Genomic DNA, 14117 nt, shown 5'->3' on the forward strand with positions numbered 1-14117 from the left:
AATTAATATTAAATTTATTTAAACGATTGTGGGTTGTAAGGTTAAGTAAATAAGCGTATATGACGGATGCCTTGGCAGTCAGAGACGATGAAGGACGTGTTAATCTGCGAAAAGCATCGATAAGTTGATTTAAAACATTATTAGTCGATGATATCCGAATGGGGAAACCCAATATATTTAATTGTATATTATCGTTATTTGAATACATAGAATGACGAGGTGAACCAGGAGAACTGAAACATCTAAGTATCCTGAGGAAAAGAAATCAATAGAGATTTCCTTAGTAGTGGCGAGCGAACAGGAAAAAGCCCAGAAATATATGTATTTATTATATTAGTAGAAATAACTGGAAAGTTATACAATATAGGGTGATAGTCCCGTATATTAAAATATGATAAATATAATTTCAAAGAGTAGAACGAGACACGTGAAATCTTGTTTGAATATAGGGGGATCATCCTCTAAGGCTAAATACTACTGACTGACCGATAGTGAACTAGTACCGTGAGGGAAAGGTGAAAAGAACCCCGGTTAGGGGAGTGAAATAGAACCTGAAATCATATACGTACAAGCAGTAGGAGCATTTTTTAAAAATGTGACTGCGTACCTTTTGTATAATGGGTCAGCGAGTTATATTTTGTAGCAAGGTTAACTGTATAAGGAAGCCGTAGGGAAACCGAGTCTTAAAAGGGCGTTTAGTTGCAAGGTATAGACCCGAAACCCGGTGATCTAACCATGAGCAGGTTGAAGGTTTGGTAATGCTTACTGGAGGACCGAACCGACTAATGTTGAAAAATTAGCGGATGACTTGTGGTTAGGGGTGAAAGGCCAATCAAACCGGGAGATAGCTGGTTCTCCCCGAAAGCTATTTAGGTAGCGCCTCGTGTAATTCATATTCGGGGGTAGAGCTCTGTTTCGGTTAGGGAATCTTCCAGATTTACCAATCCGATGCAAACTTCAAATACCGAATAATGTTATCACGGGAGACACACAGCGGGTGCTAACGTCCGTTGTGGAGAGGGAAACAACCCAGATCGCTAGCTAAGGTCCCTAAGTTATAATTAAGTGGGAAACGAGGTGGGAAGGCATAAACAGCCAGGATGTTGGCTTAGAAGCAGCCATCATTTAAAGAAAGCGTAATAGCTCACTGGTCTAGTCGTCCTGCGCGGAAGATTTAACGGGGCTAAATTATACACCGAAGCTGCGACAATAAATAATTTTTTTATTGGGTAGGGGAGCGTTCTGTAAATTGTTGAAGATAAATTGTGAAGTTTGTTGGAAATATCAGAAGTGCGAATGCTGACATGAGTAACGATAAAATAGGTGAAAAACCTATTCGCCGAAAGACTAAGGGTTCCTATCCAACGGTAATCGGGGTAGGGTAAGTCGAAACCTAAGATGAGGCTGAAAAGCGTAATCGATGGACAACAGGTTAATATTCCTGTACTCATTATTATCGCGAAGGGGGGACGAAGAAGGTTAGATTAGCCAGGTGATGGTAGTCTTGGTTTAAGCGTTTAGATGAATTATTTAGGAAAATCCGGATAATTATAACATTAAGGCGTTATGACGAAATACTTTATTGTATTGAAGTAATTAATACCATACTTACAAGAAAATCCTCTAAGCTCTAAATAATATTGAATCGTACTCTAAACCGACACAGGTGGTCAGGTAGAGAATACTAAGGCGCTTGAGAGAACTCAGGTGAAGGAACTAGGCAAAATAGTGCCGTAACTTCGGGAGAAGGCACGCTGATTGTAAGTGAAGAAATTTACTTTTGAAGCTGAAATCAGTCTAAGATAATAGCTGGCTGCAACTGTTTATTAAAAACACAGCACTGTGCAAACACGTAAGTGGACGTATACGGTGTGACGCCTGCCCGGTGCCGGAAGGTTAATTGATAGGGTTATTATTTTAATAAGAAGCTCTTGATCGAAGCCCCGGTAAACGGCGGCCGTAACTATAACGGTCCTAAGGTAGCGAAATTCCTTGTCGGGTAAGTTCCGACCTGCACGAATGGCGTAATGATGGCCAGACTGTCTCCACCTGAGACTCAGTGAAATTGAAATTGCTGTGAAGATGCAGTGTACCCGCGGCAAGACGGAAAGACCCCGTGAACCTTTACTATAGCTTGATATTGATTGATAGATATTGATGTGTAGGATAGGTGGGAGGCAATGAAATATCAACGCTAGTTGGTATGGAGCCAACCTTGAAATACCACCCTTGAATATTTATTATTCTAACCTAAACCCGTTATCCGGGTTAGAGACAGTGTCTGGTAGGTAGTTTGACTGGGGCGGTCTCCTCCTAAAGAGTAACGGAGGAGTACTAAGGTCAGCTAATCACGGTTGGAAATCGTGAGGTTAGTACAAAGGCAAAAGCTGGCTTAACTGTAAGAATGACAATTCAAACAGATGCGAAAGCAGGTCTTAGTGATCCGGTGGTTCTGTATGATAAGGCCATCGCTCAACGGATAAAAGGTACTCCGGGGATAACAGGCTAATACCGCCCAAGAGTTCATATCGACGGCGGTGTTTGGCACCTCGATGTCGGCTCATCACATCCTGGGGCTGTAGTAGGTCCCAAGGGTATGGCTGTTCGCCATTTAAAGTGGTACGCGAGCTGGGTTTAGAACGTCGTGAGACAGTTCGGTCCCTATCTGCCGTGGGCGTTGGAAGATTGAAAGAATTTGCTCCTAGTACGAGAGGACCGGAGTGAACGTATCTCTGGTGTTCGGGTTGTTATGCCAATAGCATTGCCCGGTAGCTAAATACGGAAAAGATAAGCGCTGAAAGCATATAAGCGCGAAACTTATCTTAAGATTAATCTTCCCTGAATTTTTATTAATTATTTATAAAAATTCCTTAAGGGACGTTAAAGACTATGACGTTGATAGGCTGGATGTGTAAGCATAGTAATATGTTGAGCTAACCAGTACTAATAAACACCCGTGAGTCTTAACCTTACAACACCAGAATCGTTTGGATTTAATTATTAATTAATTATTTTATAGTTTAGTAAAATATTCCTGGTATAAATAACGCAATGGTACCACCTGAATCCATTCCGAACTCAGAAGTGAAACGTTGTTGTGCCGATGGTAGTGTGAGGTTTACCTCATGTAAGAGTAGGTAAATACCAGGGATAATAATACAAGTAATTTATATTTCATATAATGTATAAGAAAAAACTTTGTAAATATTCATTAAAAAAATTAAATACTTTTAATATAAATATTAATGCTAGTAAAATTGTACAAGTTAAAGAGTTAAAACAATTATGTTTAATATGGAATAAATATAAAAAAAAAAAATTTCCTTGTATAATTTTAGGAGAAGGTAGTAATGTTTTATTTTTAAAAAATTTTTATGGTTTAGTTATTATTAATAGAATAAAAGGTATTTATCTAAGTGAATCTAAAAAATATTGGAATTTACATATAAATTCTGGAGAAAATTGGCATAAACTTGTAAAATTTACAATTAGAAAAAAAATTTATGGTTTAGAAAATTTAGCATTAATCCCAGGGCGTGTTGGATCAGCACCAGTTCAAAATATTGGAGCTTATGGGGCTAGTATACAAAATTTTTGTGAATATGTAGATATTATAAATCCTATCAATAAAAAAATTAAAAGAATTAATAAAAAAGAATGTAATTTTAGATATAGAGATAGTGTTTTTAAATATAATTATAAAAATTATATAATTATTTCTGTAGGTCTATCTTTATCCAAAAATTGGATTCCAAATTTAGATTATCACGATTTAAAAAAATTAAAATATAATAATATTACTCCTCAAATAATTTTTAATTATATTTGTAATCTTAGAAAACAAAAGATTCCCCATCCAAAAATTCATGGAAATGCAGGAAGTTTTTTTAAAAATCCAATTATATCTCCTATATTAGGTTTTAAATTATTAAAAATATTTTCTGATATGCCTTTTACTTTAGAAAAAAATAATTTTAAATTATCTGCAGGATGGTTAATTGATAAATGTAAATTTAAAGGCTATAAAAGAAAAGGGGTAATGGTATATTCAAGACAATCTTTAATTATTATAAATAAATTTAATAATTCATCAGGAATAGATATTTTAAAATTAGCTATAAAAATATATAATGCAGTTGGAAAAAAATTTGGAGTTTGGTTAGAACCAGAAATTAAAATTATAGGTAATTATGGGGAAATAGATCCTTGTATTTTTTTTAAAAAAAATATATAAAGTAATTTTTTTACTAAAATTTATTTTAGATAAATAATCTTTTAAAAATTATTTTTAAAGCTAAAACATAGCCATATGTACCTAATCCTAGAATAACTCCATGAGAAATATCTGAAAAAAATGATTTTTTTCTAAAAACTTCTCTTTTATATATATTTGTAATATGTACTTCTATAAAAGGAATATTTATTGCTAATAAAGTATCTCTTAAAGCAATACTAGTATGAGTAAAAGAGGCAGGATTAAAAATAATATAATTAAAATTATTTTTATATTTAATTAAATAATTAATTAATTTATATTCTGCATTAGATTGAAAATGGCTTAATTTACAATTATTTTTTTTAGCTTTTTTAGTTAAAATATTAATAATATCTTTTAAAGATTGTTTCCCATATATTTTAGTCTCTCTATTACCTAAAAGATCTAAATTTGGACCATTTAAAACTAAAATGTGATAATTTATATTTTTCATTATTATTTTATTAATATATATTTAATAGTTAAAATATCTTTAATACTATTATAGTAGTAAATATTTATTTTACAAAATAAATATATTTTTAAAAAATTTATTTATTTATAATAAATAATATATTTATTATGAATAAAATGATATTATTTATTATTAATATAAAGAACTATATTTAACTAAAATAACTATAAAATATAAAGTCAGGTTTTTTCATCATGTTAAAAAAATTTCGAGGAATGTTTTCTAATGATTTATCTATAGATTTAGGAACAGCAAATACTTTAATTTATGTTAAAGGAAAAGGAATTGTTTTAAATGAACCTTCTGTAGTAGCAATTAGACAAGATAAGGCAGGTTTTCCTAAAAGTGTAGCTGCTGTTGGATATAATGCTAAACAAATGTTAGGAAGAACTCCAGGAAATATTTCTGCAATTAGACCTATGAAAGATGGAGTTATAGCCGATTTCTTTATTACTGAAAAAATGTTACAACATTTTATTAAACAAGTTCATAGTAATAGTTTTATGAAACCTAGTCCAAGAGTATTAGTATGTGTTCCTGTTGGCGCAACTCAAGTTGAAAGAAGAGCAATACGTGAATCAGCACAAGGTGCAGGAGCTAGAGAAGTTTTTTTAATAGAAGAACCTATGGCCGCTGCAATTGGGGCTGGTTTGCCTGTATCAGAAGCAACAGGTTCGATGGTTATCGATATAGGAGGAGGAACTACTGAAGTAGCAGTTATATCACTTAATGGAGTAGTATATTCTTCTTCTGTAAGAATAGGGGGGGATAGATTTGATGAAGCTATTATTAATCATGTAAGACGTAACTATGGTTCCTTAATTGGAGAAGCTACAGCTGAAAGAATTAAACATAGAATAGGTTCAGCTTATAATAATAATGAAGAATTATTAGAAATGGAGGTAAGAGGAAGAAATTTAGCAGAAGGAGTCCCAAGAGGATTTACATTAAATTCAAATGAAATTTTAGAAGCTCTTCAAGAACCTCTAACAGGTATAGTTAGTGCTGTAATGATTGCATTAGAACAATGTCCTCCAGAATTAGCTGCTGATATAGCAGAAAAAGGTATGGTATTAACAGGAGGTGGAGCATTATTAAAAAATTTTGATAAATTATTAATTGAAGAAACAGGTATACCAGTATCTATTGCTGAAGATCCATTAACTTGTGTAGCAAAAGGTGGGGGGAAAGCTCTAGATATGATTGATATACATGGAGGTGATTTATTTAGTGAAGAATAAAATTATTATAAATTAAGATGATATATTTATGAAATTAATTTTTAACAAAAAACCTATTTTTAAATTAAGAATAATTATTACTATAATAATTTCTATTATAATTATAATTACTGATATATATTCTAATTATTTAATAGAATTAAGATATTCTATTAATAATAAAATTAGTCCAATTTATTTTTTTTTAAATAAACCATTTTATATATATAAAAATACATTAAATTATTTTATAGAATATAATGTTTTAAAAAAAAAAAATAAATATTTATATAATAAAATATTAAAACAAAATATTGAATTATATAATTTACAAAAAATTAAATATGATAATATTGATCTAAGAAATATTTTACAAATACCTATTTTAAAAGAAAAAAAAAGTATTTTAGCTGAAATAATACCTATGTATTTCCCTATAAATAGGGATGTATTATTTATTAATAAAGGATTAAAAGATGGTGTAGTACCAGGAACAATAGTTCTTAATGATAAAGGTATTGTAGGACAAATAATAATAAATAATAATAAAAATAGTCAAGTTTCATTGATTTGTAATAAAAAAATTTTTTTACCAGTACAAATAAAAAATAGTGATATTAAATTTATAATTCACGGTAATGGATGTACAAAAAACTTACAGTCTGAATATATATCTACAGATATTATTCTTAATAAAGGAGATATATTAGTTACATCTGGATTAGATGAACAATATCCTATAGGATATCCAGTAGGTATTATAACTAGTATATTTTTTGATAAAAAAAAAAATTTTAATATAGTTTATGTAAAACCATTTTTACAAATAGAAAAAATAAAATATTTAATGTTATTAATAAATTCAAAATAAAATATGAAAAATTATTTCTTAAGATTATTTATCTATACAACTTTTATAATATCATTATTTTTACAAATTTTATGTACTAAAAATAGTAATATTATTTTACAAATACCCTGGTTAATATTAATTTTAATTTATTGGGTTTTAAAATATCCATATGTAATTAATATTATTACAAGTTTTTTTATAGGATTATTAATTGATTTTTTTGCTAATTATATATTAGGAATACATAGTTTATTACTATGCATATTAACATATTTTTTATCATATAATTATATATTAATAATAAATTTAAATATAATTTATAAATTTTTATTAATTATATATATTTCTTTCATAATTAATATTATTGTTTATTATATCAATAATATAAATTTTAATTATCAAGAATTATTTTTACAAAGTATTATAAATAGTTTTATATGGATTATTATTTATTATAGTATGGAGAAGTTTTATTATAAATGTCAAAAATATTTTTTCTCATAAAACAAAACATTATCATTATAATGATAATGTTTTGTTTTAAATACTAAATTTAAATAAATTATTTTTTATTTATAAACATATATTATTTTTTGGTAATCCAGCAATGTTTAAAGCTTGTTTTAAAATACCTTTAGGAAATAATTGAAAAAGTATAATACTATCCCAATGAATATCATTATATTTTTTTTTTAAATAATTAATTAAGATACGTAAATTAGGGTTTATTTTATATTTAAAATATAAAAATCTTAATGTATATATTACTTTCCAATGATTTATAGTTAAAATAATATCTTCTAAAGATGCAATTTGAATTGCTATTTTTTCATTCCATGAATCATTTTTTTTATATAAATACATTTTTATGCTTTATTTTAAATAAAATCTGTTTTAATAATTAAAATATTTTAAATAGGAGGAAGAGAGATTCGAACTCTCGAATAGTTTCCTATTTCCGGTTTTCAAGACCGGTGCCTTCAACCACTCGGCCATTCCTCCAATATATATAACTATATATTATGTATATAATAATATATTTTATAAAACAATTAAAGTGAATATTTTAAATAATTAAATATCATAAAATATGAAAAATAATAATTTTAAATTAGGTAATTTATATATTGTAGCTACCCCGATAGGTAATTATAATGATATAACTAAAAGAGCTTTAATTACCCTAAATAAAGTAGATTATATTTTAGCTGAAGATACAAGAAAAATAGGAATATTATTAAAAAATTTTAATATAAAAAAAAAATTATATTCATATTATGAATATAATGAAAAAAAAAAAATAAAATTATTTTTAGAAAAAATTCAACAAGGATATAATATTGCATTAGTTTCAGATGCAGGAACCCCATTAATAAATGATCCAGGATATAGAATTATTCAATTATGTCGTACACAATATGTTAATATAAAAATTATACCTATCCCAGGTCCATGTGCTGCTATTTTAGCATTATCTATATCAGGGTTACCAACAAATAGATTTTGTTATGAAGGTTTTTTATCTAAAAAAAAAAATAAAAGAATTAAAAGATTACATGAATTAAAATTAGAAAATAGAACATTAATTTTTTACGAATCAACACATAGAGTATTAAAATGTTTATATGATATAAAAAAAATTTTTGGGAAAGATCGATATATAGTCTTTATAAAAGAATTAACAAAAAAATGGGAAAATATATATGGAAATAGTATATCTAATCTAATTAGATGGTTAAAATTAGATTTAAATAGATTAAAAGGAGAAATAGTATTAGTTATTAGTGGATATAAATCTTCTAATAATAATTATAAAATATCTTCTAAAGTAATTAGAACATTTTTAGAATTAAAAAAAGAATTATCAACAAAAAAAGCAATAAAAATAACTTCTGATATTTTTTCTATTAAAAAAAATTTATTATATAAATTTTATATAAAAAAAAATACTAATTATGATTCTAATAATGTAGAATAATTATTCTAAAGTTAGTTAAAACAGTCGCTTTTATTAATTTCTGTAAAAGAGGAAAGTCCGGACTCCATAGGGTATGGTGCCAGATAATTACTGGGAAGTTTAAACTTACGAATAGTGCAACAGAAAAAATACCGCCTTTTATTTATAATAAGGTAAGGGTGAAAAGGTATGGTAAAAGCATACCGGTATATTAGTAATAATATACGTCAATGTAAACTCCACCAGGAGCAAGGCTAAATAAGATTCGTATAACCCGTACTATGAATCTGGGTAAGCTGCTTGAAATAATAAGTGATTATTATTCTAGATAAATGACTGTTTCAGACAGAATCCGGCTTAAAAATTAACTTTATATAAATAAGCATAATTTCTTCTTTTAGAAGAAATTATGCTTTTTCATAAGCATATAAAATATTTTTCATTAAAATTGCTACTGTAATAGGTCCAACACCCCCAGGTACTGGGGTAATATAAGAAGCTCTTTGTTTTGCTAAATTAAAATCAATATCACCTACAATCTTATTTTCATTAATTTTATTAATCCCAACATCAATTACAATTGCCCCTACTTTAATCCAATCTCCTGGTATAAAGTTTGGTTTCCCAATAGCTACTATTAATAAATCTGCATATTTTATATAATGATGTAAATCTTTTGTAAAACGATGTGTAATCGTAATAGTACATCTATTTAATAATAATTCCATAGCCATTGGTCGTCCAACTATATTAGAAGCTCCTACAATTACTGCATTAAGACCACATAGATTAATATTATAATATTTTAATATTTTTAATATTCCTAAAGAGGTACAAGGACGTAATAAAGGAACTCTTTGACATAAACGTCCAATATTATAAGGATGAAAACCATCTACATCTTTTGATGGATGTATTGTTTCTAAAATTTTAATTATATTTATTGTTTTAGGTAATGGTAACTGAACTAAAATACCATCAATATATTTATTTTTATTTAAAAAATTAATAACTTCAATTATTTTATTTTCATTGATATTTTTAGAAAAATTATATTTAGTATAAAAAATACCTAGTTTTTCACAAATTTTTAATTTATTTTTAATATAAATTTTTGATGCAGGATTATTCCCTATTAAAATTACTCCTAAACCAGGTTTTCTTTTCTTATTTAAGAAAATATTTTTTATTTTTTTACGAATTTTAATATATATTTTTTCTGCAATAATATTGCCATTAATAATTTTAGCATTCATTTTAAATTACTCATTTTGAAATAAAATTATTAATTAAAATTAATTTAATTAATTTGAATATATATTATAATAATGATATGATTAATAAATCAAAATCATTATTTTGCGCTCTTAGCTCAGTAGGATAGAGCAATAGCCTTCTAAGCTATTTGTCACAGGTTCGAATCCTGTAGAGCGCAAAAATATTCAATAAAAATAATAACTTTATTATTAAATTTATTCAAAAATTTTATAAATAAATAAAATATTTAAATTAAAGTATTGTATTTTAAAATATCTCTTTATTATTTATTTACATATAATATTTATATAACCAATAATATTGTGAATATTTTATAAAATTTTATTTAAAAAAAATTTATGTTTTTCATATTTTCATCAATATTAAATTAATTATAAAAAATTAACTTTATTTAATAAGATTTCAATAAAATAAATTAAAATTATTTTCAGAAAAATAGTTGTAAATATAATTTTATAAATATACTAATATAAATGATAAAGATAATAAAATTATCAAATAATAAGAATATAACCTTATTTTTACTCATAAGATAAATTTTATGAAAAAATTATATTTTAATAGTATTAAAATCTTTAAAATATATATTTTAATAAATATAAAAAATAATATATTTATCTTTTTATCTTTATTTAAAATATTATTTACTAAGATAATTATTATTTTTTGAATAATAAGTATTATTATGGGTCGTGCAGGATTTGAACCTGCGACCAATTGATTAAAAGTCAACTGCTCTACCAACTGAGCTAACGACCCCCATTTATAAATTTTCTGGGTGATGACGGATTTGAACCGGCGGCCCCCTCCTTGTAAGGGAGGTACTCTACCAACTGAGCTAATCACCCAAAATATTATTCTTATATGCTATATTTTTTAATACTAAAATGTCAATATTTTTATTAAAAATATTTAAAATAAAAATAAAATAATTTAAAATTATATAATAATATAAGAATATTAATCTATATAAAAATTATATTTTATGAAAAAAATAACAACTAGATTTGCACCAAGTCCAACTGGTTACCTACATATAGGTAATATACGTACTGCTTTATATTCTTGGCTATTTGCTAGAAAAAATAAAGGTAATTTTATATTAAGAATTGAAAATACCGATTTTAAAAGATCAAAAAAAATTTTTATTAAAAATATTATTGATACTTTAAAATGGTTAAATATTGATTGGGATAAAGGACCATACTTACAAAGTAAAAGAATAAATAGATATAATAGTATTATAAATACTATGTTAAATGAGGGTAAAGCTTATAAATGTTATTGTTCTAAAGAAGAATTAGAAAAAAATAAAAAAAAACAAATTATTAATAAAGAGAAGATTAAGTATAATGGTAAATGTTTTAATAATAAATTAAAAGTTAATAAACAATTACCTTATACTGTAAGAATACATATCCCTAAAAATAAATATATTACATTTATAGATACAATTAGAGGGAAAATAATAATCGATAATAATGAATTAGATGATTTTATAATTAAAAGAACAGATGGTATGCCTACTTATAATTTTTGTGTAGTTATAGATGATTGGGATATGAAAATAACTCATGTTATTAGAGGGGAAGAACATATAAATAATACACCTAAACAAATTCATATTATTAATGCTGTGGGAGCGAATATTCCTATTTATACGCATGTTTCTATAATTACCGATAAATTAGGAAAAAAAATTTCTAAAAGAAATAATAATTTAGATATTTTAAAATATAAAAAAAAAGGTTATTTACCTATTGCATTATTAAATTATATTTTACGTTTAGGATGGTCTTATGGTAATAAAGAAATTTTTTCTTTAAAAGAAATGAAAAAATTATTTAATTTAAAAAATTTAAATAAATCATCTAGTATTTTTGATATAGATAAATTAAATTGGTTTAATAAATATTATTTAAGTAAATTATCAAAAAGTGAGATGCTTAATTATTTAGAAAATTTTTGTAATAAAAATAATATTAACATTAATAATGGTCCTAAATTAAAAAATTTATATACAATCTTTAATAAAAGATTTAATACATTAGAAGAAATAAATAATTTATGTTTTATTTTTTATAAAAATCCAAATTATAATAATCTATTGATTAAAAATTATTTAAATATAAATACTCAAATAATTTTAGAACTATTTAAGTTAAAAATAACTAATATAAAATTATGGTCTATAGAATATATTAATAATATTTTTAATAAAATTTTATTAAAATTAAATATTTCTTATAAAGAAATAGCTATGACTTTACGTTTAGCAATAACTGGGATAAAAAATACCCCTCCGATTAATCATATAATTTATTTAATGGGTAAAAAAAAAACTTTGTATCATATTAATAATGCAATAAATTTTATTCAACTTAAATAATCTTTAACTATATGAACCATAATATATATTAAAAAAATAAGCGGATGAATAGATTTATATTTCCCCCGCTTATATTAATTTCTTAATCTAGGTTTTATTAATTGTTTTTTTATTGCAGCTGATAATTCGTCTAATGAAGAATTTTCTGAATATTCATTTTCAAGAGGTTCTCCTGACAATTGAGCTTCAGCTAAATATGTATGTACTGGCTGTCCATTATCATCTTCCATAACTACATGATACCATGGTTTACTACGTAATGTTTTAATTTCAGCAACTTCATTAATTTTAGGGTCACGTAAAGAATATTCTGGATCAACATCAACTATAACTCCTAAAAAACCTAATAATTTATGTCTTACTTGTTGACCAATACCAAATTTACTGGTAATCATTATTAAGATCCTTTCTAAGAAATATTACAGTTTTAATATTAATTATATAATAAACTTTTCTAAAATTAAATATTTATTTAAATTAAAATTAAATTAATTTTTGTATTTTTTAGTATAATTTTTTTATAAAAATTATAAATAAAATAATTTTTTATTATAATAATATTTATATATTAAACTTTTATTTTAAAAAAAGAGAAAAAATATATGGTAAGGCCTATTTGTGCTATTATTAATAGCAGTGCATTAAAAAATAATTTAAAAATAATAAAAAAAATTGCATATAAATCTAAAATTTGGTTAGTATTAAAAGCAGATGCGTATGGTCATGGTATTAAAAATATTTATTCTATTATAAAAAATAATAGTGATGGTTTTGCTATTTTAACATTAGATGAAGCTATAATTTTAAGAGAAAATGGTTGTAAAAAACCTATTCTATTATTAGAAGGTTTCTTTAATAAAGAAGAATTATGTATAATTTATAAATATTTTTTAACTATTACAATACATAATAAATGGCAACTTAATAAGTTAATTCAATATAAATCAAAATATCCTATTAATATATATATAAAAATTAACACTGGGATGAATAGATTAGGATTTCCTGTAAAAGATATTACTTCAATAATAAGTATTATTAAAAATAAAATTAATGTTAATAATATAACTTTAATGACTCATTTTGCTGATGCATCTCAAAATTCTTATTTTGTAAAAAAGCAAATAAATAGTATTAAAAATAATATTAGCATTTATCATAATTTTTCATGCTCATTTGCAAATTCTGCAGCAATATTATGGCATTCATATAGTTATTATGATTGGATAAGAACTGGGATTATTCTATATGGAGCATCACCAACAGGTGATTGGAAAGATATTTCTACAAAAAAAATACAACCAGTAATGACATTAAAAAGTAAAATAATATCTATTCAAAAAATATATCCAGGAGATATAATAGGATATAATTGTAGTTATTATACAAAAAAAAAACAAAAAATAGGAATTGTTGCATGTGGTTATGCTGATGGTTATCCTCGGAATATTAATTATAATAAAACATATGTTTTAATCAAAGATATTAAAACATTAATACTAGGTAATGTATCTATGGATATGATTGCAATAGATTTAACAAATATCCCAACAGCTAAAATAGGAAATTCAGTAGAATTATGGGGAGAAAATATTAAAATAGATGATATTGCTAAATCTTCCAATACTATTGGATATGAATTAATGTGTTCTGTATCTAAAAGAGTACCTAGAATTTTAAAATAATTTTA

General features: G+C 25.0%; 11 protein-coding genes, 4 tRNA genes, 2 rRNA genes and 1 other RNA gene. 11 read left to right on the forward strand and 7 right to left on the reverse strand.

The genetic code is table 11. From position 1 onward, the window contains the following. The first annotated feature begins 39 nt into the window (after positions 1-39). The 3 genes from GJU04_RS00015 to murB all read left to right on the forward strand — a co-directional run bounded on the left by GJU04_RS00015 (position 40) and on the right by murB (position 4234). A 23S ribosomal RNA gene (locus GJU04_RS00015) occupies positions 40-2971 on the forward strand. 62 nt (positions 2972-3033) lie between these two features. Continuing rightward, positions 3034-3150: ribosomal RNA gene (gene rrf / locus GJU04_RS00020) — 5S ribosomal RNA — on the forward strand. A gap of 31 nt (positions 3151-3181) precedes the next feature. Further along, positions 3182-4234 carry a UDP-N-acetylmuramate dehydrogenase gene (murB, locus tag GJU04_RS00025; RefSeq protein WP_168892881.1) on the forward strand — a complete coding sequence of 351 codons (1053 nt, stop codon included), beginning with the start codon at positions 3182-3184 and terminating at the stop codon, positions 4232-4234. A gap of 25 nt (positions 4235-4259) precedes the next feature. Here murB and aroQ read toward each other — a convergent pair whose 3' ends face one another. Continuing rightward, on the reverse strand, positions 4260-4709 hold the full coding sequence (aroQ, locus tag GJU04_RS00030) for a type II 3-dehydroquinate dehydratase (protein WP_168892882.1): 450 nt from the start codon (positions 4707-4709) through the stop codon (positions 4260-4262). Positions 4710-4924: 215 nt separating this feature from the next. On the opposite strand from aroQ, the gene GJU04_RS00035 reads away from it, so the two are divergent. Genes GJU04_RS00035 through mreD form a run of 3 tightly spaced genes read left to right on the forward strand, consistent with a single transcriptional unit; the run spans position 4925 to position 7307 of the window. Next, a complete protein-coding gene (locus tag GJU04_RS00035) occupies positions 4925-5971 on the forward strand; it encodes a rod shape-determining protein (protein ID WP_168892883.1) in 1047 nt (348 codons plus the stop codon). Positions 5972-5999: 28 nt separating this feature from the next. After that, positions 6000-6821, forward strand: coding sequence for a rod shape-determining protein MreC (gene mreC / locus GJU04_RS00040; RefSeq protein ID WP_168892884.1), 822 nt, complete (start codon positions 6000-6002; stop codon positions 6819-6821). 3 nt (positions 6822-6824) lie between these two features. Beyond that, entirely contained in the window at positions 6825-7307 is a 483-nt protein-coding gene (gene mreD / locus GJU04_RS00045; protein WP_168892885.1) for a rod shape-determining protein MreD, read from the forward strand. 69 nt (positions 7308-7376) lie between these two features. On the opposite strand, the gene GJU04_RS00050 is transcribed toward mreD, so the two are convergent. After that, the gene (locus GJU04_RS00050) at positions 7377-7667 is read right to left on the reverse strand and encodes a TusE/DsrC/DsvC family sulfur relay protein (RefSeq protein WP_168892886.1); all 291 of its coding nucleotides are present in this window, start codon (positions 7665-7667) and stop codon (positions 7377-7379) included. A gap of 53 nt (positions 7668-7720) precedes the next feature. Further along, positions 7721-7805: transfer RNA gene (locus GJU04_RS00055), tRNA-Ser, on the reverse strand. 88 nt (positions 7806-7893) lie between these two features. On the opposite strand from GJU04_RS00055, the gene rsmI reads away from it, so the two are divergent. Next, positions 7894-8781 (forward strand): 16S rRNA (cytidine(1402)-2'-O)-methyltransferase, encoded by an 888-nt coding sequence (rsmI, locus tag GJU04_RS00060; RefSeq protein ID WP_168892887.1) that lies wholly within the window; start codon positions 7894-7896, stop codon positions 8779-8781. A 7-nt stretch (positions 8782-8788) separates the two neighbouring features. Then, an RNA gene (gene rnpB / locus GJU04_RS00065) (RNase P RNA component class A) lies at positions 8789-9136 on the forward strand. Between the two features lie 31 nt (positions 9137-9167). Here rnpB and folD read toward each other — a convergent pair. Next, the gene (folD, locus tag GJU04_RS00070) at positions 9168-10016 is read right to left on the reverse strand and encodes a bifunctional methylenetetrahydrofolate dehydrogenase/methenyltetrahydrofolate cyclohydrolase FolD (RefSeq protein WP_168892888.1); all 849 of its coding nucleotides are present in this window, start codon (positions 10014-10016) and stop codon (positions 9168-9170) included. A gap of 105 nt (positions 10017-10121) precedes the next feature. On the opposite strand from folD, the gene GJU04_RS00075 reads away from it, so the two are divergent. Continuing rightward, positions 10122-10195, forward strand: a tRNA-Arg gene (locus GJU04_RS00075). 529 nt (positions 10196-10724) lie between these two features. On the opposite strand, the gene GJU04_RS00080 is transcribed toward GJU04_RS00075, so the two are convergent. Together GJU04_RS00080 and GJU04_RS00085 are read right to left on the reverse strand one after the other, a co-directional pair. Continuing rightward, positions 10725-10797 (reverse strand) — tRNA-Lys (locus GJU04_RS00080). A gap of 16 nt (positions 10798-10813) precedes the next feature. Beyond that, a tRNA-Val gene (locus GJU04_RS00085) sits at positions 10814-10886 on the reverse strand. A gap of 137 nt (positions 10887-11023) precedes the next feature. Between GJU04_RS00085 and gltX the strand changes: the two genes are divergently transcribed. After that, complete coding sequence (gltX, locus tag GJU04_RS00090) at positions 11024-12427, forward strand: glutamate--tRNA ligase (RefSeq protein WP_168892889.1); 1404 nt, start codon at positions 11024-11026, stop codon at positions 12425-12427. Between the two features lie 74 nt (positions 12428-12501). Here the strand turns inward: gltX and hspQ are convergent, their stop codons facing one another. Next, entirely contained in the window at positions 12502-12822 is a 321-nt protein-coding gene (gene hspQ / locus GJU04_RS00095) for a heat shock protein HspQ (protein ID WP_168892890.1), read from the reverse strand. A gap of 207 nt (positions 12823-13029) precedes the next feature. Here hspQ and alr point away from each other — a divergent pair, with 207 nt between their 5' ends. Next, positions 13030-14112 (forward strand): alanine racemase, encoded by a 1083-nt coding sequence (alr, locus tag GJU04_RS00100; protein ID WP_168892891.1) that lies wholly within the window; start codon positions 13030-13032, stop codon positions 14110-14112. The last annotated feature ends 5 nt before the right edge of the window (positions 14113-14117 follow it).

Source organism: Enterobacteriaceae endosymbiont of Donacia marginata (genome assembly GCF_012567685.1).
Lineage (GTDB): Bacteria > Pseudomonadota > Gammaproteobacteria > Enterobacterales > Enterobacteriaceae.